We start from the raw sequence: 23,834 nt of genomic DNA, 5'->3' as shown, positions 1-23,834 counted from the left end.
TTTATCACCATAACAAACTTTAAATAAAATCGAGGGTGAGCAACAAGCGTTGCTCGTTTGCAGCCACCGGTGGCGAGCGATGTACAAGCCCTGCGCCTTCGTTTTCATCCCAGTACTCGCCTTTAAGTAGCGCAACATCGCCTTGCTGGAGTTGATTAATATTAATTAGGCTTTTAAATAAGCCAGACTCTTCATCAGGCTTACCTAAATTACCAGTTCCAAGCTTTGAGCGGTCTACATCGCTGTGATTTAACCACTGCGTTGCAACGCCTTGGTAAGTTGTCACTAATCGGCACGGAATTTTGTCTACATGAAAACGCGGGCACATAGGTTTATCTAATATTTTTAGTCTTAAACCGGCGCGTTTTAAATCAAATAGGCAGCAAAACATTTCAACTAATAATGCTATGTCTTTACACAGCGCATGAGTTTCATCGCGGTTATTATCATCTGGTTTAAGTGCAGTAACTAACTTATCAAACGCATCATCGGGTGATACCGCAAGCTCAAGTGGTTTTATGGCATTAGTGCTAATGAGTGCTTTAACGGCATTTGTTAATGCTTGTTCAAGGTCTCTTTGCCAAATAACGATGTTAGTGTTTTGGTCATAAATGTGTGGCAATATATTGGCGTTACGTTCTTTAGCTGCTCTTCGGTGGAGTTGCTCAGTGGGTTTTATTTGCGCCGTTATTGGAGCTAGGGCATTCATTACACTTCCTCCCAAATAGGAAACGGGTCGTTATAGGTTTTCCAAAAAACTTTACCTTTAAGCACGGCTTCTTCTGGCAGTAGGCAGTCATCAAGCGCCTCAATCATGGCTTGTTTATTTAACGACTGACCAATAAATACAAGTTCTTGACGCATATCACCAAAGGGCTCTACCCATTTACTGTTTATATCAGCAAGTAGCTCGGGATCTGTGGGCCAGTCTTTTTTAGGAATTGCTTTATAAAACATGCCAGCAAACCCGTAATGAGCTATACCGCCGGCTTGGCTCCACTGCGCGCAAAATAAAGGGCGCGTTGCGAGCCAAAAATACCCTTTAGAGCGAATGAGCTTGCCAAATTGCTCGGTGTTGTGCAAAAAGTGATAAAACTTTTCAGGGTTAAATGGGCGGCGCGCCGTATAATTAAAGCTGCTAATACCATACTCTTCGGTTTCGGGAATGTGTTCACCACGCATTTCTTTAAGCCAACCCGGCGCTTGTTGGGCGCGTGCAAAATTAAATAAGCCCGTGTTTAGCACTTCGTTAATATTAATATTGCCGTTTGATATAGGAATAATGTTAGCTTGAGTATTAAGCGTATTTAAAATGGCAATAAGCTTATTGAGCTGTTCATTGGTGACTAAATCAGTTTTGCTAATTAAAATAACGTCGGCAAATTCAACTTGATCAACAAGTAGGTCGGCCACGCTTCGCTCGTCGTCTTCTCCTAACGATTCGCCAGTATCTTGTAAATCGTTTGCTTGTTCGTAGTCGGTTAAAAAGTTAACCGCATCAACCACGGTTACCATGGTATCGAGGGTGGCAACATCAACAAGAGAAACCCCGTTTTCGTCGGCAAAGGTAAATGTTTCGGCAACCGGTAGAGGTTCTGAAATGCCTGTTGATTCAATGACGAGATAATCAAAACGGCCATCTTTGGCAAGTTTACCCACTTCAACAAGTAAATCTTCTCGTAGTGTGCAGCAAATACAGCCGTTGCTCATTTCGACGAGTTTTTCGTTGCTGTGATTGAGCGACACATCGTTTTTAATTGTGGCTGCATCTATGTTTATCTCGCTCATATCGTTGACTATAACAACCACTTTTTTTCCTTGTCGGTTATTAAGAATATGGCTAAGTACGGTTGTTTTACCTGAGCCTAAAAAGCCTGATAACACTGTGACGGGCAGTTTATTGATCATTTAATTTTACTTACTAATAGGTATTTGTTGGTATGTTATATTGTATCAATTGAGTTTTCTAGCACTAGCATGACTTTTTAAATGGTTTGTATGTAATGCTCAGCAGAAGAATAAGCAGACACTTTTGCAAATACAACAAAGCTATTTTGTGTTTTTTGCTATTTTTTGAATTTATATAGCTGCGCTATTATGAGCGCCATCAAACTTAGGAGGCATTATGACGTTACTTTTCTCACCCATAGAACTTGCAGGTAAAACTTTAAAAAACCGTATTGTTATGCCACCAATGACTCGCTCGCGCTCAACGCAGCCTGGCGACATTGCCAATGATTTAATGGCCACTTATTACGCGCAGCGAGCAAGTGCTGGGTTAATAGTAAGCGAAGGCACACAAATAAGTGAGCTGGGTAAAGGCTATGCCTGGACACCAGGTATTTACACAAACGAGCAAGTCGCAGGTTGGCGCACGGTGACCAACAAAGTGCACGATGCTGGTGGCGTTATGTTTGCGCAGCTTTGGCATGTAGGGCGCGTAACTCACAGCGATAACACAGGCGGTGTGCAGCCTATATCCGCATCGGCCATTGCTGCAAAAGACGTAAAAGTATTTGTAGATACTAACGGCGAACCTGGCTTTGTTGAGACTCAGTTACCGCGTGAAATGAGCAAGCAAGATATTGAAAATGTACTAGCCGAATTTCGCCAAGCGGCTAAAAATGCACTAGACGCAGGCTTTGACGGCATAGAGCTACACGCCGCTAACGGGTATTTAATTAACCAATTTTTAGACTCGCAATCAAATGCCCGTACTGATGAATATGGCGGCAGTGTGCAAAATCGTTTGCGTTTTTTAACAGAGGTCGTAAATGCAGTAAGCGATGAAATTGGTAGTCAAAAAGTAGGTGTAAGACTTGCGCCACTTACCACGCTTAACGGCACGGTTGATGATAACCCAGAGCAAACATATTTAGCCGTTGCTCAAGCACTAAACGACGCTGGCGTGGGCTACATGCACATTGCTGAAGCCGACTGGGATGATGCCCCTTTAATGAGTGTTGAGTTTAAACAGGCTATTCGTAAAGCGTACAGCGGCGTATTAATTTATGCAGGTAAGTACACTAAAGAGCGTGCCGATGAAGCCCTAGCACAAGGCTGGGCCGACATGATTGGCTTTGGTCGCCCGTTTGTGTCTAACCCAGATTTACCGGCACGTTTAAAGCAAGGTAAACCGCTAAATAGCCACAACCCCGACACCTTATTTGGTGGTGCAGAGCAAGGCTATACCGATTACCCAACCGCTTAATTATTTATAAATAAAGTATTTTAAGGGCTGCATGTATGCAGCCCTTTTTTATGCTGGTAAATCAATAGCTTTAACTTGAGCTAATACCAATTCGCAAAATAGATCACTTAATTAAGCGGATTGATATAACAATAAAAAGCGCGTAAGTTAAATAGCTTACCCATTTTAAAAACATAAAAATAAAAATGAAAACCAAAGAGATAGAGCAACTCGCGTTATCAGACTCTGAAACCAAAGACGTGATCACTCCGTATGCCTTTAAAATTGACCAAGCGTTATTAGGTATTCCATTAGCGAGTCCAATTAAACGTGCATTGGCGATGACTATTGATGTCACTTTAATATTTATGGCCGCTAAGTTAAGCGCCACTTTAATTGCCTTTGTGGCTGCCATGGCTTTTTATAAAGGCACTGCGCAGCAATATCTTCCAAAAATGTCGTCGTTTTGGCGCAGAGCCTTAAAGCTTTTTGCCGCGAGTTTTTTATTTGTAAGTTCATTAACCGTACTCTCGTTAGCAATTGATTTTTTTGAAGGCGATACCGTTATACAAACACCTCAAATAGAAAAAACACAGCAAAACGATGAGCTAAGCGAGCATGATAAAGCAATAATACGCACTTATTTAACACAAACAGACGGCGATAAAAACTGCGATGATGCTTGCCAAAGCGTTGCACGAGCTAATTTAGTTGGCCAATTACCAGCGCTTGCTGAAATGCAAAACGTAGGAGGGATTGAAGTTACGCGCACATTATTGCACTTAATGGCCATATCTGATGATGAGCCCGTTGCGGCAGATGATTTTAAAAATAATGAGACAGAGCTAGAAAGCATTTCGGGCGAAGTAACTCATAAAAGCAATATCACTGAAAAACCTGAAACTAAAAGCGAGCAAACCAAACCTGTCACCAGCATTTTGCAGTGGGGTAAAGGCATTATTCAAGACCTAGGCCTTGGTTTTGGTTGGGCGGCCGTATACTTTACGTTGTTCTCGTTATTATGGGGCGGGCAAACCCCTGGTAAAAAAGTATGTAATATTCGGGTGGTTTCACTAAATGGCGAGCCACTAGGTATGCTTGATTGTTTTGGCAGATACGGCGGGTACGGCGCAGGTTTTGCAACAGGTTTATTAGGCTTTTTACAAGTGTACTGGGACCCAAACAGGCAAGCTATTCAAGATAAAATATCAGCGACTGTGGTTATTCAGGGCAACTTGGATCAACCTGTGAATGTTGAAACCGTTGTAGAAGCAGTAAAATATTAGTACTGATTATCATAACTTAATAAAACTATAGGTATATCTATTTGGAAGTTTTACTTGAAGGATTAAATAATGAAAATGAAAGTAATCATTTTTTGAGATCTTTATGGGCAAGTATCAGGGAGCACTTTGGTAAGTGTGATTGGCATTACTCACCGTATAAAAAGCTAGGTTCTAAAAAAATAATTTTAGGACGTATGAACTATAAAGCTAAAGGTTCTTTTGAGGTTTCGGTCAGGTATAGACAAAAAGGAAACTTAGTCGCGGTCATGTTTTCTGATTATATCGAAGATGATGAAATTAAAAGCGACCAAAAATTATTAAAGAACTAGTTAAAAATAGTTTAGATTATAAAAAACTGATTTCTAAATTTAGCTTTAGTATTTCTCTAGAAGTTATTAGGGGGTCTATTGCCGCATACTCAGGTAAAAGCTTTGTTTTACAACCAACAGGTAATAGTTCAATTGAATTGATAGTCGATATTGATGGTTATGATGCGAAAGATGCAGAAGCTAAAGCATCAGAAAAAATTAAAACGGTTATTGAAATTTTAACTGTTAGTACAAACTGTTTGATTATTCGAGATACACAAAATGACAATGTGGACTTCCCATCATTTTCTAGTGTTGAAATTAATAAATACTCTAGAGATGTAAGTTGGATTGATGTTAAACCATTAGCTGATGGCTTAGTTCAAATCTCAGAAAAAACCTGCTTTCTTATTGATTACATACTGAATAATGATATTTACTCTTATGAAATTCAATTACTCTTGAATTCGTATGCACATTTTTCATCAGGCAGAGCTTTAGATTCATTTACTCTAGATACATATTACCCAACTCAGAGAGTAGGAAAGGCAAGTGATGAGGTTTTTATCGACTTTCAGAGCGATTTAAGGTTCTCTAATGCAGCTAGACTTCATCCATCATCAAGTGAAGATGCAATGATACATTATATGTCTTCACTAGAGACCGTTTCGTTGATTGGAGTGCCGAAGAGTAAAAAGTGTGATAGTTGTGGTCAACAAGCATATTCAATCTCAGAGAGAGTGAGGAGTTATGTGGAAAAAGATAACACTAATGAGCCATTAGCTAAAATAATTAATTCATATTACGGTTTAAGGTCAAGATACCTTCACCAAGGAATTAGGTTTGTCGATAATTCATACTCAGGCAGTGCTACACCACTATTAGATAGTAATACAATGAGTAACGCTAGAGAGTATAACCAAGTTAGTCTGCTAAATTTAAGGGAATGGTGTAGCTACTTACTAAGGTTGTCTTTAGAAGAAATAGCTCTAGAAGCCAATCAAACACATTTAAAAATGTAGAGCTAAATACGTTGGCTCTACATCTTCAATAGCGAGCTTAACTTCTAAACCTAACCCCAAATCCACCAACTCCCAGCAGCAACACAACCCCCCACACAAAGATGTTTGCGTATTGGCTGTACACGCTGTCGCCTTGTATAAGCTTTATATCGGCTTTCATGGTCGCGGCTTCAAACTGTGGCATGGTTTGTTGAGTGTGGCTTATTGGGTCGTATACGGCGCTTACGCCATTGTTGGTAACACGTACCAGCGGGCGTTGTAACTCTAATGCGCGCATGCGGGCTATTTGCATGTGTTGTAATGGCCCAATGGAGTCACCAAACCAGGCATCGTTACTTACGGTAAACAGTAAGTCAGAGTCGCTTTGGTAATTACCGCGTACTAAATCGGCAAATACTATTTCGTAGCAAATGGCAGGTAGCAGATTAAATCCATTGGCGCGTAGGTTGTTTTGCACTCTATCGCCACGGGTAAATGATGACATAGGTAAATCAAACAATGGCGCTATAGGGCGCAGTATATCCTGAAATGGTACAAATTCGCCGATAGGTAACAACTGGTGCTTACGGTAGCGGTTTTTGTCTAGGTAGCGATAATGGCCGTGCTCGTCGTTGTGCTCTTTATTACCTACCACAATAAGGGTGTTGTAAATGGTTTTGGTGTCGAGCTGGTAGTCAACAATACCGGTAACTAATGCGGTTTTATTAAACGAGGCTGCGCTGTCTAAATTGGCTAAGTACGTGTCGGCAAGGGCTTCTATTTCGGGCACGGCGGCTTCGGGCCATACCACTAGGTCGGCATCCCAATGTGGGCGTGTTAGGTCTTGGTACTTGCTCATGGTGGTCCAAAACTCACTGGGTTCAAAGCGCAGGTGTTGTTTAATATTACCTTGTACCAATAAGGTCGACATTTCTTTACCTGAGTAGTGATTATTACCGGTATTTAATGCGCCAATAACAAGTAACGCTAAAGCGGCTGCGCTTATTAATGGGGTTTTAAAATCTTTTTGGGTGAGCCTGTAAAGGGCAAAACCAATGGCAATACAGGTAAGCGTTAAGCCAAATTCGCCAATATAAGGGGCAAGCAGCCTAAGCGGGCCATCTGTTTGTGTATAGCCAAAACTTAGCCACGGAAAGCCGGTCAGTAAGTGCCCACGTAAGTATTCACTAATGGCTATGGTGGCAATTAGAAGTGCCCCCATGCTTTTAGGGCCACTTGCAAAGCGAGTTGCAGCCCAAAACGCCAGCGCCGGAAACAGGGCTAAATATGAGCACAGTAAAGCCATTAACGAGAGCGATGCTATAAGCGGCATGCCGCCAAAGGTGGCAATAGATACATGCACCCAGCTAATACCCGCGCCAAACCAACCTAAGCCAAATATAAAGCCATATTTAGCAGCGCTTTTTGCGTGCGTTTTACCTGTGTTGTTTGGGTTAATACAAAAAATAATGGCGGCAATGCTAAAAAATGCGATGGGCCAAATTTGGTAAGGGGCGTAGCCAAAAGTTAAAATAAGGCCCGCAACCAGTGCGAGCCATGCTTTTTTATCTTTTACTAACAGGGTGAGTTTAGTTAGTAGTTTCTTCACTGTCGTTTTCATCAACCTTAGGAACGGTGACTTGCAGTTGTAAAATACGACGGTTATCAGAATTAGTTACTTTAAACTGATAGTCGTCTATTTCAATTGTTTCGCCGCGACTTGGCATATGGCCAAATGCGTGTAGTACCGTGCCGCCAATGGTATCGGCTTCATCGGTGCTGTAACCTGTTTTAAAGTACTCGTTAAAGTCATCTACAGGAGTGAGCGCTTGTACTACGTATACATGCTTAGCAAGTTGGCGAATATCTTGTTGATCTTCTTCTTCGTCGTGTTCATCTTCGATTTCGCCGACAATTATTTCAAGAATATCTTCAATGGTTACAAGTCCCGATACACCGCCGTATTCGTCAATGACAATAGCCATGTGGTAGCGTTGCTGACGAAATTCATTTAGTAGGGTGTCTACGCGCTTGCTTTCTGGCACTACCATGGCTGGGCGTAAATATTCGCGCAGTGAGGGTAGGTGCTCATCTTTATTTAAAATAAGCGGCAGCAAGTCTTTTGCGAGCAAAATACCTTCAACGTGGTCTTTGTCTTCACACACCACCGGAAAACGCGAGTGGGTGGAGTCGACCATCATGGGGATCAAATCTTCAAGGGGGCTGTCGACCTCAAGTGTGACCATTTGTGAGCGCGGGATCATTATATCGCGCACTTTAAGCTTGGATACACCAAGCACACCTTCAATCATTTCTTTGGTTTCTGGGTCGATTACGTCACGCTCTTGCGCGTCGGCAATTACTTCAACCAGCTCTTCTCTATTCTGGGGTTCCCCTTGCAACATTTGGGCTATGCGGCCCATCCACGTTTTGCCAGAAGAACCCTGGCTAGATTGCGAGTTATCGTCGCTCATTGCGTCTAAATGCTCCGTTAATTTAAATTTCGTCCCGGTATGGGTCAGCTATGTTTAGCTCTGCAAGTAATTGCTTTTCTATGCTTTCCATCTCAAAAGCGTCTTCACTCTTTATATGGTCAAATCCAAGTAAATGCAAGCATCCATGAATAACCATATGGGCAAAGTGGTCATGAAATGACTTTTCTTGCTCGATTGCCTCAGCTAATACAATGGCTGGGCAAATTATTAAATCACCTACTAATGGCAAATCAATGCCTGGCGGTGCTTCAAATTCGAACGACAACACGTTGGTTGGTTTATTCTTACCACGGTAGTCGTTGTTTAATTGTTGTGATTGGGCTTCATCGCTTATAACGATGCTCAGCTCCGACTCATCACGAAACTTGCTCAGGGCTTTATCGGCCCACAGTGCAAATTGTTCTTCGCTTGGGAGGTTGTCAAACTCACACGCTATTTGTAAATCTAATTCGGTGCTCACGGTATTACTCTTTAGTAGAAGGCGGCTGTTGAGCGGCAAGTTGCTCTTTGGCTTTTTGTTTTTCTATCCGCTTTAGTCGCTCGCTTTCGTCATTGCGCTCGTAGGCTTCGACAATACGTCCAACAACAGGGTGGCGAACAATGTCGTGCGATTGGAAAAAGTTAAAGCTAATTTCTTCAACATCGCTAAGTACTTCTATTGCATGGCGAAGGCCTGAGCGCGCACCGCGTGGTAAATCAACTTGTGTTATATCGCCCGTTATTACTGCTTTAGAGTTAAAGCCTATACGGGTTAAAAACATTTTCATTTGCTCGGCGGTGGTATTTTGGCTTTCATCTAAAATAATAAACGCATCATTTAGTGTACGGCCACGCATGTAAGCAAGTGGGGCAATTTCAATAATGTGTTTTTCAATAAGTTTTTCTACTTTTTCAAAGCCAAGCATTTCAAATAGCGCATCGTAAAGAGGGCGCAGGTATGGGTCTACCTTTTGGCTTAAATCGCCTGGTAAAAAGCCCAGTTTTTCACCGGCTTCTACCGCTGGGCGGGTAAGTAATATACGACGTATTTCTTGGCGCTCTAGGGCATCTACTGCGGCTGCAACTGCTAGGTATGTTTTACCTGTACCGGCAGGGCCAATACCAAAGGTAATGTCGTGATGCAAAATATTAGCAACATACAAACCTTGGTTGTCGTTACGCGGTTTAATTACGCCACGGCGGGTTTTAATAAACATTTCTTTGCCGTACGCACTTTGCGGCACTTCTTGTTCTAGGGCTTTTGATTCGGTAATGGCTAAATGTACGTTGTCGGGCTCTATTTCACCAATTTCGCCACGAACAGGTTGAGTATCAACATAAAGGTTTTTTAAAATTTCTACGGCCGCGGCACTTGAGTGCAGTTTACCTGTTACTTTAAAAAAGTTGTCGCGGTGGATTATTTCAACACCTAGGCGGCGTTCAATTTGTTTGATGTTTTCGTCAAACGGGCCACATAAAGAAGAAAGGCGTTTGTTGTCGGCAGGTTCTAAATAAATCTCTAATGTTTTTAACTGATTACTCAAAATTACTTCCTATTCGGGTGCGCCAGTAAGGGTTACTGGCGCAATGAATTTATACAACTACGGTACGAAAGTAGCTACGCCAATTTCGTTGGTTGTATCGATTTTTGGCTCAACGCTTGCAGCTTTTGTTAAAATAGCTGAAGGAGCAATATCACGACGTAAGTTCATTTCTGATTCTGTACGAATTAAATCGCCACGTAAAGAGTTTGGTAACGCTTCGGTAATACGTACATCAACAAACTGGCCGATCACTGTGTGTGGGCCAACAAAGTTAACTACACGATTGTTTTCGGTGCGGCCACGTAATTCCATTGGGTTCTTTTTAGAAGGCCCCTCAACTAAAATACGTTGCTCTGTATCAAACATTTGGCGGCTAATTTGTTGTGCCATTTGCGTAATACGGTTTTGTAGTAGGTATAAGCGCTCTTTTTTCTCTTGCTCTGATACGTCATCAGGTAAGTCGGCGGCAGGCGTACCTGGACGCGCACTGTAAATAAAGCTAAAGCTCATATCAAAGCCAATGTCGTTAATTAGGTTCATTGTGGCTTCAAAGTCTGTTTTGCTTTCACCTGGGAAACCAATAATGAAGTCTGACGACATGCTTAAGTTAGGGCGAATTTTACGCAGCTTACGTATTGTTGATTTGTACTCAAGCGCTGTATGGCCGCGTTTCATTAAATTAAGAATACGGTCTGAACCACTTTGCACAGGTAGGTGTAAGTGATCAACAAGCTCTGGTACATCAGCGTACGCATCAATAATATCTGGCGTAAACTCTACCGGGTGCGAGGTGGTGTAACGAATACGGTCAATGCCATCAATCGCTGCTACATAACGGATTAAATCTGAGAAGTAACAAATTTCGCCATCGTGTGTTTCACCGCGGTATGCATTTACGTTTTGACCAAGCAGGTTTACTTCACGTACGCCTTGCTCGGCAAGTTGCGCAACTTCTAATAATACGTCATCTAATGGGCGGCTAACTTCTTCACCACGGGTATAAGGTACAACACAAAAAGTACAGTACTTAGAACAACCTTCCATTATTGATACAAATGCAGACGGGCCTTCTGCTTTTGGCTCTGGTAAACGGTCAAACTTTTCAATTTCTGGGAACGAAATATCAACCACCGATGAGCCTTTGTCGCCTTGCACTTGTTTAATCATTTCTGGTAAACGGTGCAATGTTTGTGGGCCAAAAATAACATCAACAAACGGTGCGCGCTGGCGAATAGAGTCACCTTCTTGTGAGGCAACACAACCACCTACACCAATAATTAAATCTGGCTTGTCGTCTTTTAATAACTTCCAGCGACCTAATTGGTGAAATACTTTTTCTTGCGCTTTTTCACGAATTGAACAGGTGTTAAGTAAAATAACGTCGGCGTCTGCTGCTTCTTCCGTTAGCTGGTAGCCGTTGGTTGCATCTAAAAGATCAGCCATCTTCTGAGAGTCGTACTCGTTCATCTGACAACCCCAAGTTTTGATATGCAGCTTTTTGCTCATTGAAATATAGCCTCGTGTTCAATTCGGTAGTGGCACAAAAATGTGCTTAAAACGGGATTAAGGAGCAAGGTTGCTCACTTAAAGGACGCGTATTTTAGCTGGATACCCGCCCAGATCCAAGTATAGTTTTCATGTTTGTGATCTCAAATCAATACACAGGCAGTTTAATAGCGTGATAGTTATATACTCTCGCACTAATGCGGCGAGTTACGGTACAATCAAAACAGTTTCACGTATTAACCAAATGATGAAAAACATGACTCAAAACAAAGTGATTGTTGTAGGCGCAGGGATGGTCGGTGCGGCCATGGCCATAAAGCTTGCACAGCAAGGAAAATCAGTACAAATAATAGAAAAAAAACTGATTAACGCCGACGCCATTTTAGCAAGTGATCAGGTAGATATACGGGTATCGGCTATTAACCGTTTTTCAGAAAACCTGCTGGACGAGCTAGGGGCTATGCCTATTTTAAGGCAAAATCGATTAGCACCTTACACGCAGTTAGAAGCATTTGAGCGCGGTGGCGACAACCTATTATTTGATTGCGCCGATATTAATACTTCGCACTTAGGTCATTTAATTGAAAACAATTTAATACAAGCAAGCCTTTGGCAGCAGTTTGCGCATTATAATATTGAGGTTATTGAACAATCAGCACCTTTAAGCGCTATTGAGCAAGACACAACGTCAATCACCCTCATTTATAGCCATACCCGTTACACTGCTGATTTAGTTATTGCAGCCGATGGCGGGCAATCGCAGCTACGTGCAAAGGCAAATATTGGTGTAACAGGGTGGCAGTATCAGCAGCACTGCATGGGCGTGCTAATAAAGCTAGATGCGCCGCAGCAAGTAAAAACGTGGCAACAATTTACCCCTACAGGCCCGTTAGCCTTTTTACCTATGCAGGCGCCATACGCTAATTTAATTTGGTACGACAGCGCCAATACCTTACAAAACTTTAAAGGATTAACGGCTGAGCAAATTAAAGCGCATGTTTTAAATAAGTTTCCGCTTCTTGCAGGGGATTTTGAGGTACAAAGCCATGCGGTATTTCCGCTCACCCGTCAGCATGCAAATAATTACTCTAATGGGCGTTTGGTGTTAGTGGGCGATGCGGCTCATACAATTAACCCACTGGCTGGGCAGGGCGTTAATTTAGGCTTTCAAGATGTGGTAGCACTCGCACAGGCACTTGAAGACGCTGATGATATTGGTTGCCCGCTAAAACTAAAAGAATACGAGCGAAGCCGCCGTAAAGCCAACCTATTAATGATGAGCATGATGGATGCGTGTTACTTTGGTTTTTCTAACCAAATTACGCCACTAAAATGGGCACGCAGCCAGTTTTTAAAAATGGCTAACAATACCGGCCCTTTAAAAAACTGGGTATTAAAGTACGCCATTAGTGGGGAGCTTAATTAAATCCGCTTAAGTGATTGGCTAATTTAATGAATGCACGGCCAATCACTCCCTTTCTTATGCCACTTGGGCACCTGCATAGTTGTCACTATTAATTTATTCCGTTATTGCGTTTTTTTGCCATACTCAAACTACTAACCAATTAAAAGTTGTGTGTTTGTGGATAATTTTTTTATTTTTATACTCATTGTCGGCGCTTTGCTACTAACGCTGAGCATTGTGCCAACAATAAAAATTTGTAAAAAAACTAACCGTGTTTCGTGGATTTTGCTACTGGCGCTTATTTTTAGCTTTATAGTGGGTTATTGGTATGTACTTTATTATTTTGTAAATAACGATATTGCCGGATTTATTGCTATGAGCGTATCGCTAATTTTATTTGGCGGGGGCGCTTTTGTTTATTTAGTTATTCAGCTTAGTTATAAAAGTATTTTAAAAATAGACCGCTTTGCAAAACGTCAACGAACCCTTGCCGAAAACGACAGCTTAACCGGCCTCCCTAATCGAAAAAAGTTTTTTCAGGTGCTTAACAAACAAGTTAAGTACGAGCCTTCGTTTTATTTAATGCTTATAGATTTAAACCGCTTTAAATCGATTAATGACTCATACGGCAATAAAGTAGGGGATATGCTGTTAAGCATTTTTTCAAAAACACTCAGCCATAATATTGTGGGAATAGCCAAGCTGTACCGTTTAGGCGGCGATGAATTTGCACTTATTGTTGATAGCTCAGCCAATGAGGCAATTAATTTATGTATTGAAGCAATAAAAAAATCAACTAAACACCCATTTCATATTTACGAGCATAGCTTACGTGTACACGTGACTGTGGGAATAACAACCTTTGCGAATCACTCGTCGCACGCTAACGAGTTATTAAAGCAAGCAGACTTAGCACTGCATGAGGCTAAAGACACACAGCAACTGTATGTACATTACTTTGAGGCGCTGAGCACCCGAGCAAATGAGCTTTCAAATATGACCTCACGTATTAAGCACGCCATTAAAAACCACGAATTTGAGCTTTATTTACAGCCTATTTTTGATGCCAGAGCCGATGAAGTACATGGTGCAGAGGCATTAATACGCTGGCCGCAAAGTGATGGCTCATTTATTAGTCCAGAGGTATTTATTGGCATTGCTGAGCAAAGTGGGTTGATATTAAATATTTCTAAATGGGTGCTACTAGAAACAATAAAGCACTTAAAGGAGTTAAAAGCAGCTGGGTTTATAGGTTCGTTGCATGTAAACCTTTCTACTAAAGATTTAGAAAGCCCGGAGTTTTATGAGTTTGTTGAAGAACTAGTAAAGCATGACCCAACGCTAAGCGACGCAATTATTTTTGAAATAACCGAATGCGCCATGATGACAAACCTAGAAGCCGCCCGCACGATGATGCAAAAACTAAATAGCAGAGGGTTTGAATTTAGTGTAGATGATTTTGGTACTGGTTTTTCTTCTTTGGTATTACTGCGAGAATTACCAATAAGCCAAATAAAAATAGATCAGTCATTTATAAAAGACATGCTGACTCAAATAGCAGATTACGCGATTGTTGAATCGACATTGTTTTTAGCGACGCGACTTAATTGTAAAGTGGTGGCAGAGGGAATAGAAGATAACGATCTTAAACAAACATTAACGCTAATGGATTGTGATTATTTGCAAGGGTATTATTTTAGCAAGCCAGTAAACATTAATGAGTTTATACACAAATATGCAAATGAGGAAGAGTACAGGATAATATAGAAATTGGCTGGGATACCAGGATTTGAACCTGGGAATGCCAGGATCAAAACCTGGTGCCTTACCGCTTGGCGATATCCCAACGCTAAATTTGGAATAGTTTTAGTTCTAGATAAGAACATGGTGCGGAAGGAGAGACTTGAACTCTCACATCCTAAGATACTGGAACCTAAATCCAGCGCGTCTACCAATTCCGCCACTCCCGCATTTTCACTTTGAATAATCAAAGGAAGGTAGTTATTTTAAACTCTTCATTGAGCAACAAAAGAAAAATGGTGGCTAAGACGGGATTTGAACCTGTGACCCCATCATTATGAGTGATGTGCTCTAACCAGCTGAGCTACTTAGCCATCTCTTTTGTTATCACTTCATCGCTGAGTGCGGGGCGTATTATGCTGATATGACCCAAATCCGTCAACACCTTTTTTGCAAAAAAACACTTAACAGGGTTTGTTTGCAGGAAAATTAAGCTAAGAGGCTAAATTTTAATAAATTTGCTGTTTTTTTAACTGTAAATCAACTGTCAAAGTACACTAAGTAATAACAACTTAAAACCGTTAATATAAAAACTGCTGAGTATTTATGCAGTCGCTTTGTGATCAAGTTGTATTAAAACCGAGTTTATTGAGTATTTTAGCTATTGAATGAAGCTATGATACTTAATAACCAGGTTATGCAATCATTTTAAGTAGGCATAACTTGCGCTAGTTGCGTTAAAAATTACATATTAATCACCGCGTGGGGGTAGTTGGTAGGGTAATTTGCTTATTACTGATGCGTATTTCTCACGTTAAATAAAGTATTTAGCTTAGCTCGTGAGTATCAAACCAATCCGTAATAATACTTATATCATTTTTAGGGACTAAACGTGTCGCTATCTGTGTTAAAAAATTCTCATTCAGAACAACTAAATAGCGAATTTTCCTAGCTATCAACAGGTTTTTCTATCCCCAAAATAGATCGCTTAATTATGCTAATTGCTATAAAAAGCCAAAAGTAATTAAGGCCATTTGTCTTTTGGGATAAAACTTATTTAGATAAAGGCATAAAAAAACCCGCATTAAGCGGGCTTTTATAAACAGATTGTTTAGGCGTAATTATACGTTGAACAAGAAGTTCATTACATCGCCATCTTTAACAATGTACTCTTTACCTTCTTGACGCATTTTACCGGCTTCTTTAGCGCCACCTTCGCCATTAAAGGCAATGTAGTCGTCATAAGCAATGGTTTGTGCGCGAATAAAGCCACGTTCAAAGTCGGTGTGAATTTTACCAGCCGCTTGCGGCGCAGTTGCACCTACTGGAATAGTCCACGCGCGTACTTCTTTTACACCTGCTGTGAAGTAGGTTTGTAAATGCAATAGCTCGTAACCACCGCGAATAACACGGTTTAGGCCTGGTTCTTCTAAACCTAGGTCTGCCATAAATTCAAGCTTGTCTTCTTCATCTAGTTCAGAAAGCTCAGATTCGATTGCAGCACACACCGGGATTACTACAGCATCTTCAGACTCTGCAATAGCACGTACACGGTCAAGGTGTGGGTTATTTTCAAAGCCATCTTCAGCTACGTTAGCAATGTACATAGTAGGCTTAATAGTTAAGAAGTTAATTGAGCTAATTGCTGCTTTTTCTTCTTTAGTAAGCTCTAAAGAGCGAAGTGTTAACCCTTCGTCTAAGTGTACTTTAACTTTTTCAAGTACTGCATTTTGCTCTTTAGCGTCTTTATCGCCGCCTTTCGCTTTTTTAGCGTTACGGAAAATTGCTTTATCAGCGCTGTCCATATCGGCAAGTACTAATTCGGTATTGATAACGTCAATATCGTCAGCAGGGTCAATAGTACCTGCAACGTGAATTACGTTTTCGTCTTCAAAACAGCGAACTACATGGCCAATTGCATCCGTTTCACGAATGTTTGCTAAAAATTGGTTTCCTAAACCTTCACCTTTTGATGCGCCTTTTACTAAACCAGCAATATCAACAAATTCCATACTGGTAGGTAGAATACGTTGAGGATTTACAATTTTTGCTAGCTCGTCTAAGCGAGGATCGGGTACCGGTACTACACCTGTGTTAGGTTCGATGGTACAAAAAGGAAAGTTAGCGGCTTCAATACCCGCTTTAGTTAGTGCATTAAAAAGCGTTGATTTACCAACATTAGGCAAGCCAACGATGCCACATTTAAAACCCATAGTAAGATACCTTGTTAAGATTCGTTTAAACGATTATGGTTTAAAAGAATGTAGTCTGTTTTGTGCTTTTAACACACCATCTTTTGCAAGTATTTCCATACAACGAACTGCTTCATCAACCGCTGCATCCATTTTTTCTTGGTCTTCTTTGGCTGCTTTTCCAAGCACCCAACCGGTAACCATTTCACGATGCCCTGGATGACCGATACCTATGCGTAAACGCATAAAATCTTTTTGGTTTGCCATTTTTGCAATAATGTCTTTTAAGCCATTATGACCGCCATGACCGCCACCTTTTTTAAGTTTGGCAACGCCTGGGTCTAAATCCATTTCGTCATGGGCAACAAGTATGTTTTCCACGGGGATTTTGAAAAAATTGGCTAAACTACCGACCGCTTTACCACTTAAGTTCATGTAGGTGGTGGGGATCAATAATTTGAATTCTTGGCCTTGGATGATCACTTTGCCAGTTAGGCCGTGATATTTAGGATCGTGTTTGAGCGTGCAGTTGTAGCGTGCTGCGAGTTCTTCAATGAACCAAGCACCTGCATTGTGGCGTGTGTTTGCGTATTCGGGGCCTGGATTAGCCAGGCCCACAAGCATTTGAATAGAATTCAAGGTGCAAGACCTTAAATATTATTCAGCAGCGTCTGAAGCTTCTTCTTCAGTAGGAGCTGCTTTGTTAGCTTTGATTGTAACTACTGACAGGTCGTGGCCTTCGCCTTTACCTAGTTCAACAGACTGAACACCTGAAGGAAGTTCAAGGTCAGAAATGTGAACTGAATCACCAACTACTAAATTAGAAACGTTAACTTCAACGAATTCTGGAAGTGCTTTAGGAAGACAAGAAATCTCAACTTCAGTTAACTGGTGAACAACAGTTGCGCCAGCTTTAGTAACTGCTTCTTCACCGATGAAGTGAAGAGGAACTTTAGTTACTAATTTGTGAGTTGCATCTACACGTTGGAAATCAAGGTGAGTGATTTTTGGCTTGAATGGGTGACGTTGAATATCTTTTAAGATAGCTTCAACAGACTCGCCGCCAACATTTAGCGTAAGAATGTGCGTGTAAAAACCTTCGCTTTCTTGTGCTTTGATCATGTCTTTATGAGCAAGAGTAAGCGATACCGCTTCTTTATCTGCACCGTAAAGGATAGCAGGTACTTTGTCTTCGCGACGTAGGCGGCGGCTCGCACCAGTACCAGTTTCTACGCGAAGTTCAGCGTTGTAAGTATAAGTTTCGTTAGACATAATGTCTCCAATAATTAAAAGTGTTAGGGCCTTTGCGACCAAGGTCCCTACCCAAAAGGCGCGCTATCATAACACCGCCCCCCGATAAAATAAACAACACATACAAAAAAAGCGCCAAAAGGCGCTTATATGTTCCAACGAATGTGTGATTTTAGTGTTCAAACATCGCTGAAATAGATTCTTCATTGCTGATGCGACGAATTGTTTCGGCTAACATGTCAGCAAGAGTTAGTACTTTTACTTTATCAAGCGCTTTTAATTCATCAGATAACGGAATTGAGTCAGTTACAATTACTTCATCAATTACTGAGTTACGAATGTTCTCTGCAGCTTTGCCAGATAAAATAGGGTGCGTTGCATAGGCAAATACGCGTTTAGCACCGTGTTCTTTAAGTGCTTCTGCGGCTTTACATAAAGTACCACCGGTATCAATCATATCATCTACGATAATACAGTCGCGGCCTTCAACATCACCAATAATATGCATTACTTGAGAAACGTTAGCTTGAGGGCGACGTTTATCAATAATAGCAAGGTCTGTGTCGTGAAGTAGTTTTGCAATAGCACGGGCACGTACTACACCACCAATATCTGGTGATACTACAACAACGTCTTCAAACTCACGCTCTTCCATATCTTCAAGTAATACAGGGCTACCAAATACGTTATCTACTGGTACGTCAAAGAAACCTTGTATTTGCTCAGCGTGTAAATCAACCGTAAGAACGCGGTCAACACCTACACTTGATAAGAAATCGGCAACAACTTTAGCGGTAATTGGAACGCGCGCAGAACGTACTCGACGGTCTTGACGTGCATAACCAAAATAAGGAATGACGGCAGTAATACGACCTGCTGATGCACGACGTAGAGCATCAACCATAACGATAAGTTCCATTAGGTTATCGTTAGTAGGGGCACAGGTTGATTGCAAGATAAAAACATCCGAGCCACGAACATTTTCATTTATTTGAACACTGATCTCACCGTCGCTAAAACGGCCAACAACAGCATCGCCTAATTCAATATACAAACGTTTTGCAACTTTTTGAGCTAACTCAGGTGTTGCGTTACCAGCGAAGAGCTTCATGTCAGGCACGGTAGGGTTCCTCAGGCACTGAATTTTTGGACTAACGGGTAAATAGGTAAAACCCACTACGCGTTAACTTATGATTACTTGTACGTTACTTCATTGATCGAATATGGCGGCAAGCTCCGTATGAGCAGGTGAGACATTTGCGCTAGAAGCAACAAAACCCTGCCAAGTATGGGGGAGGTTATCAAGTACATCTTGTGCTTGAACTTGGCTAGCAAATTCGACAAAACAACATGAACCTGTTCCGGTCATCTTCGACGGGGCGTATTTTAGCAACCACTGCAGGGTTTTTTCAACCTCGGGGCAGAGCTTTTTAACTAAAGGCTCACAATCGTTGGTTAATTTATGGGTTCGCCAATCACCTGAAATTTTTGGTGTATCGCGTTTTAAATCTGGGTGAGTGAATATTTTAGCGGTACTGACATGCTGATTAGGGTGCACAACGCAATACCATTTTTGTTCAAGCTCTACGTTAACCAATTGTTCGCCAATACCGTGTGCTATGGCGCTTTTACCACGAATAAATACCGGCACGTCGGCGCCTAATTGCAAGCCTAAGTTTGCTAATTCATCAATATTTAGTTGTGTATTCCACATTTTATTAAGTGCAAGTAACGTGGTGGCTGCATCAGATGAACCGCCTCCCACGCCGCCACCCATAGGTAAACGTTTAGTGAGATTTATTTTTACACCTGATGAAATGCCACAGTGATTTTTAAGCAATAACGCGGCTTTATAGATGAGATTATCGCAATCTGCTATGCCTTTCGTATCACCCGTTATTAAAATAGTGGGCGCTTCGTTAACTGAAAAGTCGAGTGTGTCGCCAAAATTTAAAAAGGTAAATAAGGTTTCTAGTTCGTGATAACCGTCATCACGGCGCGCATTGATGTGTAAAAATAAGTTAAGTTTTGCCGGTGCAATGACCGAAAAAGCTGTTTTAGTATTCATACTTAATTAAATTGCCAATTGTAGAGTTGAATTTTGATTTTAATTTGCTGATGTTTTAGCGTGACATTGCCAGGAACCCAAAAGCCACCTTGTTGTTTATAGTTTGAATACGTTATTTGCCACTTTTTATTGCTGTTATCGTACCAAATAACTTGTTGTGCACGGCCAAGTTCGTCTACTTTTAATGTTTGCGACGTTAATGTGCCTTTTAACCAGTTATCGGCGTTATCAACTGGCAGGTCAAAACCGGTTAAGCGTTTTAATAATAACGCGGCGTTAGTATCTGTGTATGTTTTATCGTCGTAATCAAGTACCGCACCTGTGCGGGTTTGTTTAAGCGACAATATACGAGTACCAATAAACGTAGTGAGCACTAAGTTGTTTTGTTTTTCGTCTTGTTGCCAATTTAAGTTTGCAGATTGGCGCTCATCAGGGCTTATAAACGCTAATTTACCTTGTGCTTGCCAGGTTTTTTGCGCTGCTAAGCGTGGTTTCCAATCATCGTAAAGCGTTGTTTTTGTATCAATTTGGTGGGCGCAGCCCGCTAAAAACAAAAAAAGAGTGAATAAAATTAAATAATGTCTAATCAAATGTTGTTCCTTACTTTCCATATTCCGCTGATTTTTGGTAAAATTGCCGCCTTTAAAGTAGGGCGCAGCAATATTTGGCAAATATGACCATCATAGCACTTGGTATAAATCACAAAACCGCATCCGTAGAATTACGTGAAAAAGTGGCTTTTTCGCCTGAGCAAATGTCTGAGGCGCTCCAGCAATTAAGCGGTCATGCCGACTTTAACGAAGCCGTTATTGTATCTACCTGTAACCGTACCGAAATCTATTGTAGCCTTGAGCAGTCAAATTCCCAAGCACTGCTAGCCTGGCTTGCCAGTTTCCATGGTTTGGATGAACACGAACTGAGCAAAAATATATATTGCCACCAAGGTGATGCAGCCATTAATCATTTAATGCGTGTTGCGTGCGGCTTAGATTCATTGGTATTGGGCGAGCCGCAAATTTTAGGGCAAATTAAGCAAGCTTATCATAGCGCCAAAACACACGATGCTGTAGGCGTTAAGTTTGACAGGTTGTTTCAAAAAACCTTTTCGGTAGCCAAGCAGGTCCGTACCGACACCGATATTGGTGCCAGTGCTGTGTCGGTGGCGTTTGCTGCGGTTAATTTAGCAAAACATATTTATGGCAAGCTTGATAAAACCAATGTGTTATTAATTGGTGCCGGCGAAACAATAGAGCTTGTAGCTAAACATTTATATCAAAATGAGCCGCAACAAATTACGGTTGCCAACAGAACCATTGAGCGTGCACGCGGTTTAGCGCAGGAAGTGTCGGCCGATGTGATAGCGCTGGCACAACTACCTGAGCGTTTACACAAAGCCGATATTGTTATTAGCTCAACCGCCAGTACGTTACCAATAATAGGTAAAGGGGTGGTGGAGCAAGCATTAAAACAGCGCCGCCATAAACCTATGCTGTTTATTGATATTGCCGTACCGCGCGATATAGAAAGCCAAGTAGGCGAGCTTGACGCAGCCTATTTATATTCCGTTGATGACTTACAAGCCATTGTAAGCGAGAATATGGCCGCGCGTGAACAGGCGGCAGAACAAGCACAATTAATAATAAGCGAGCGCGTAAAAGAATTTGAAATGTGGGTTCGCTCTCTCGATTCGGTTGATTTAATTCGCCACTACCGAAACGACGTACAAACCATTAAGTCAGAACTTGTTGAGCGGGCGGTTAGTCAGCTAAATACAGGTAAAGACGCAGAAAAAATTATATTAGAGTTGGCCAATAAATTAACCAACCGCTTAATGCACGCGCCTACCCGTGCAATTCAAGATGCGGCTAAAAAAGGTGAAGTGGCACAACTAACTCAGTTGAAAAAAATGTTAGGTATTGATCAGGAATAACAGTTAAATGAAAGAGTCTGTATATCGTAAATTAGAAACCTTAGTAGAGCGCTACGAAGAAGTACAAGCGCTACTGAGCGATCCGTCGGTCATTAGTGATCAAAACCGCTTTCGTGCTCTTTCAAAAGAATACTCTGAGCTTGAAGAAATTGTAAAAACATTTTTAGCATACCAACAAGCGCAAGACGATGTAGCGACTGCTGAAGAAATGTTAAAAGATTCAGACCCAGATATGCGTGAAATGGCGCAAGAAGAATACAAAGAAGCTAAAGCGCAAATTTTATCATTAGAAGATGAGCTGCAAGTGCTTATGCTTCCTAAAGATCCTAAAGATAACAACAATGTATTTTTAGAAGTACGTGCGGGTACCGGTGGTGACGAAGCGGCTATTTTTGCAGGCGATTTATTTAGAATGTACAGCCGTTACGCCGAAACACAAAAATGGAAAGTTGAAGTAGTGAGCACCAACGAAGGTGAACACGGCGGCTACAAAGAAGTTATCGCAAACATTAGCGGTGAAGGTGTGTACGGTAAGCTTAAGTTTGAATCGGGCGCTCACCGTGTACAACGTGTACCAGAGACTGAATCGCAAGGGCGTGTACATACCTCTGCGTGTACGGTCGCAGTAATGGCCGAAATTCCAGAAGCTGAAGCCATTGAAATAAACACCGCCGATATAAAAGTAGATACCTTTAGAGCCTCGGGCGCCGGTGGTCAGCACGTAAATAAAACCGACTCTGCAATTCGTATTACTCATATTCCAACGGGTGTTGTGGTTGAGTGTCAGGATGAGCGTTCGCAACATAAAAACCGTGCTAAAGCGATGTCGGTACTTGCCGCGCGTTTACAGCAAGCCGAAGATGAAAAACGTCATGCGGCTGAGGCCTCTGAGCGTCGTAACTTAGTGGGCAGCGGCGATCGCTCTGAGCGTATTCGTACTTACAACTACCCGCAAGGGCGTATTACCGATCACCGTATTAATTTAACGCTTTATCGCTTAAACGAAGTGGTAACTGGTGATTTAGGCGCAATTATCGATCCATTAATGCAAGAGCATCAGGCTGATTTACTTGCCGCCATGGGCGATGAGTAATTGTGAGCCACACGCTTGAGCAGGCAATAGCGGTTGGTGCAACTAAACTTGCACCAACTAGCGACAGCGCTAAATTAGACGCACAAGTACTGCTGTTACATATTCTTCAAAAACCCCGCAGTTACTTATTTACCTGGCCAGATAACCTACTTAGCAGCGACGAACAGCGCCAATATGATGAATTTTGTGAACGGCGTTTAAATGGTGAACCCGTAGCGCATATTATTGGCCAGCGCGAATTTTGGAGCTTAGCGCTCGAGGTGAATGCCACGACGCTTATTCCTAGGCCTGATACCGAAACACTCGTTGAGCAAGCTTTAGCACTTACCGTGCCTGAGCAAGCAAAAGTGCTTGATTTAGGCACTGGCACCGGCGCTATTGCACTTGCACTTGGCAGTGAAATGCCAACATGGCAAATTACAGCAGTCGATAAAGTAGCAGATGCGGTGGCCTTAGCGACTCGGAATCAGCAGCGTTTAGCCATTAATAATGTGCAAGTTAAGCAAAGTAACTGGTTTAGCGCGCTGAAAAATGAGCAGTTTAATTTAATTGTGACCAACCCACCGTACATTGAACACGACGATAAACATTTAAAAGAAGGGGATGTGCGCTTTGAGCCTCTTTCTGCGTTAGTGGCTGATGATGCAGGAATGGCTGATATAAAACAAATAATTACACAATCACGTGACTATTTGCTCCCTAGTGGCTATCTTTTAATAGAACATGGTTTTGAACAGGGTGAAGCTGTTCGGCATTTGTTTAAGCAAATGGCGTATATAAATATTAAAACAGTAAAAGACTTGGGAAATAACGATCGTGTAACGCTCGCACAGTGGCCTTAATTTG

Annotated in this window: 22 protein-coding genes and 3 tRNA genes; 9 read left to right on the top strand and 16 right to left on the bottom strand. The window is 41.7% G+C overall.

Annotated features, from left to right (window positions below):
* Window positions 1–19: 19 nt before the first annotated feature.
* Window positions 20–709, bottom strand: a complete 690-nt coding sequence (locus AN390_RS04820) for a DUF1826 domain-containing protein (protein WP_055253097.1) — start codon at window positions 707–709, stop codon at window positions 20–22.
* On the bottom strand, window positions 709–1,908 hold the full coding sequence (gene zigA, locus AN390_RS04815) for a zinc metallochaperone GTPase ZigA (protein ID WP_055253096.1): 1,200 nt from the start codon (window positions 1,906–1,908) through the stop codon (window positions 709–711). The genes AN390_RS04820 and zigA overlap by 1 nt, the downstream gene beginning before the upstream one ends.
* 217 nt (window positions 1,909–2,125) lie before the next feature.
* Here zigA and AN390_RS04810 point away from each other — a divergent pair, with 217 nt between their 5' ends.
* From AN390_RS04810 to AN390_RS04795, 4 genes are all read left to right on the top strand, one after another.
* The gene (locus tag AN390_RS04810) at window positions 2,126–3,211 is read left to right on the top strand and encodes an alkene reductase (protein WP_055253095.1); all 1,086 of its coding nucleotides are present in this window, start codon (window positions 2,126–2,128) and stop codon (window positions 3,209–3,211) included.
* Between the two features lie 185 nt (window positions 3,212–3,396).
* Entirely contained in the window at window positions 3,397–4,476 is a 1,080-nt protein-coding gene (locus AN390_RS04805) for an RDD family protein (RefSeq protein ID WP_055253094.1), read from the top strand.
* A 41-nt stretch (window positions 4,477–4,517) separates the two neighbouring features.
* Window positions 4,518–4,805 carry a hypothetical protein gene (locus AN390_RS04800; RefSeq protein ID WP_055253093.1) on the top strand — a complete coding sequence of 96 codons (288 nt, stop codon included), beginning with the start codon at window positions 4,518–4,520 and terminating at the stop codon, window positions 4,803–4,805.
* A 137-nt stretch (window positions 4,806–4,942) separates the two neighbouring features.
* Complete coding sequence (locus tag AN390_RS04795; protein ID WP_055253092.1) at window positions 4,943–5,806, top strand: hypothetical protein; 864 nt, start codon at window positions 4,943–4,945, stop codon at window positions 5,804–5,806.
* A 37-nt stretch (window positions 5,807–5,843) separates the two neighbouring features.
* Here AN390_RS04795 and lnt read toward each other — a convergent pair whose 3' ends face one another.
* From lnt to miaB, 5 genes are read right to left on the bottom strand one after another with little or no spacing between them, the layout of a single operon-like run.
* Complete coding sequence (lnt, locus tag AN390_RS04790) at window positions 5,844–7,394, bottom strand: apolipoprotein N-acyltransferase (RefSeq protein ID WP_173644026.1); 1,551 nt, start codon at window positions 7,392–7,394, stop codon at window positions 5,844–5,846.
* Window positions 7,375–8,259, bottom strand: a complete 885-nt coding sequence (gene corC, locus AN390_RS04785) for a CNNM family magnesium/cobalt transport protein CorC (protein WP_004589463.1) — start codon at window positions 8,257–8,259, stop codon at window positions 7,375–7,377. The genes lnt and corC overlap by 20 nt, the downstream gene beginning before the upstream one ends.
* Window positions 8,260–8,281: 22 nt before the next feature.
* Complete coding sequence (ybeY, locus tag AN390_RS04780; protein ID WP_024033864.1) at window positions 8,282–8,740, bottom strand: rRNA maturation RNase YbeY; 459 nt, start codon at window positions 8,738–8,740, stop codon at window positions 8,282–8,284.
* A 4-nt stretch (window positions 8,741–8,744) separates the two neighbouring features.
* Window positions 8,745–9,803 (bottom strand): PhoH family protein, encoded by a 1,059-nt coding sequence (locus AN390_RS04775; protein WP_055253090.1) that lies wholly within the window; start codon window positions 9,801–9,803, stop codon window positions 8,745–8,747.
* 57 nt (window positions 9,804–9,860) lie between these two features.
* Window positions 9,861–11,309 (bottom strand): tRNA (N6-isopentenyl adenosine(37)-C2)-methylthiotransferase MiaB, encoded by a 1,449-nt coding sequence (gene miaB, locus AN390_RS04770; protein ID WP_029774570.1) that lies wholly within the window; start codon window positions 11,307–11,309, stop codon window positions 9,861–9,863.
* Window positions 11,310–11,565: 256 nt separating this feature from the next.
* Here miaB and AN390_RS04765 point away from each other — a divergent pair, with 256 nt between their 5' ends.
* Together AN390_RS04765 and AN390_RS04760 are read left to right on the top strand one after the other, a co-directional pair.
* Window positions 11,566–12,735 carry an FAD-dependent monooxygenase gene (locus tag AN390_RS04765; protein ID WP_236695076.1) on the top strand — a complete coding sequence of 390 codons (1,170 nt, stop codon included), beginning with the start codon at window positions 11,566–11,568 and terminating at the stop codon, window positions 12,733–12,735.
* Window positions 12,736–12,891: 156 nt separating this feature from the next.
* Window positions 12,892–14,481: a bifunctional diguanylate cyclase/phosphodiesterase gene (locus AN390_RS04760; RefSeq protein ID WP_055253088.1), complete on the top strand. Its 1,590-nt coding sequence runs from the start codon at window positions 12,892–12,894 to the stop codon at window positions 14,479–14,481.
* A gap of 4 nt (window positions 14,482–14,485) precedes the next feature.
* Here the strand turns inward: AN390_RS04760 and AN390_RS04755 are convergent.
* From AN390_RS04755 to lolB, 9 genes are all read right to left on the bottom strand, one after another.
* Window positions 14,486–14,560 (bottom strand) — tRNA-Gln (locus tag AN390_RS04755).
* Window positions 14,561–14,599: 39 nt separating this feature from the next.
* Window positions 14,600–14,684, bottom strand: a tRNA-Leu gene (locus AN390_RS04750).
* 67 nt (window positions 14,685–14,751) lie between these two features.
* Window positions 14,752–14,828: transfer RNA gene (locus AN390_RS04745), tRNA-Met, on the bottom strand.
* A 747-nt stretch (window positions 14,829–15,575) separates the two neighbouring features.
* The gene (ychF, locus tag AN390_RS04740) at window positions 15,576–16,667 is read right to left on the bottom strand and encodes a redox-regulated ATPase YchF (RefSeq protein WP_004588829.1); all 1,092 of its coding nucleotides are present in this window, start codon (window positions 16,665–16,667) and stop codon (window positions 15,576–15,578) included.
* A 33-nt stretch (window positions 16,668–16,700) separates the two neighbouring features.
* Window positions 16,701–17,285: an aminoacyl-tRNA hydrolase gene (gene pth / locus AN390_RS04735; protein WP_024033868.1), complete on the bottom strand. Its 585-nt coding sequence runs from the start codon at window positions 17,283–17,285 to the stop codon at window positions 16,701–16,703.
* Window positions 17,286–17,303: 18 nt separating this feature from the next.
* Entirely contained in the window at window positions 17,304–17,918 is a 615-nt protein-coding gene (locus AN390_RS04730; protein ID WP_004588831.1) for a 50S ribosomal protein L25/general stress protein Ctc, read from the bottom strand.
* A 151-nt stretch (window positions 17,919–18,069) separates the two neighbouring features.
* Window positions 18,070–19,017, bottom strand: coding sequence for a ribose-phosphate pyrophosphokinase (locus tag AN390_RS04725; RefSeq protein WP_004588832.1), 948 nt, complete (start codon window positions 19,015–19,017; stop codon window positions 18,070–18,072).
* Window positions 19,018–19,107: 90 nt separating this feature from the next.
* Window positions 19,108–19,965 (bottom strand): 4-(cytidine 5'-diphospho)-2-C-methyl-D-erythritol kinase, encoded by an 858-nt coding sequence (ispE, locus tag AN390_RS04720; RefSeq protein WP_055253087.1) that lies wholly within the window; start codon window positions 19,963–19,965, stop codon window positions 19,108–19,110.
* Window positions 19,966–19,967: 2 nt separating this feature from the next.
* Window positions 19,968–20,555 (bottom strand): lipoprotein insertase outer membrane protein LolB, encoded by a 588-nt coding sequence (lolB, locus tag AN390_RS04715; protein ID WP_004588834.1) that lies wholly within the window; start codon window positions 20,553–20,555, stop codon window positions 19,968–19,970.
* A gap of 83 nt (window positions 20,556–20,638) precedes the next feature.
* Here lolB and hemA point away from each other — a divergent pair, with 83 nt between their 5' ends.
* Genes hemA through prmC form a run of 3 tightly spaced genes read left to right on the top strand, consistent with a single transcriptional unit; the run spans window position 20,639 to window position 23,830 of the window.
* Complete coding sequence (gene hemA / locus AN390_RS04710; RefSeq protein ID WP_004588835.1) at window positions 20,639–21,895, top strand: glutamyl-tRNA reductase; 1,257 nt, start codon at window positions 20,639–20,641, stop codon at window positions 21,893–21,895.
* A 7-nt stretch (window positions 21,896–21,902) separates the two neighbouring features.
* Window positions 21,903–22,988 carry a peptide chain release factor 1 gene (prfA, locus tag AN390_RS04705; protein ID WP_004588836.1) on the top strand — a complete coding sequence of 362 codons (1,086 nt, stop codon included), beginning with the start codon at window positions 21,903–21,905 and terminating at the stop codon, window positions 22,986–22,988.
* 2 nt (window positions 22,989–22,990) lie between these two features.
* Window positions 22,991–23,830: a peptide chain release factor N(5)-glutamine methyltransferase gene (gene prmC, locus AN390_RS04700; RefSeq protein ID WP_055253086.1), complete on the top strand. Its 840-nt coding sequence runs from the start codon at window positions 22,991–22,993 to the stop codon at window positions 23,828–23,830.
* Window positions 23,831–23,834 lie beyond the last annotated feature (4 nt).

It is taken from the genome of Pseudoalteromonas sp. P1-11, from assembly GCF_001399995.1.
GTDB lineage: Bacteria > Pseudomonadota > Gammaproteobacteria > Enterobacterales > Alteromonadaceae > Pseudoalteromonas > Pseudoalteromonas atlantica.
The sequence above is the reverse complement of the archived record's forward strand: the minus strand, read 5'-3'. Positions and strand labels throughout refer to the sequence as shown.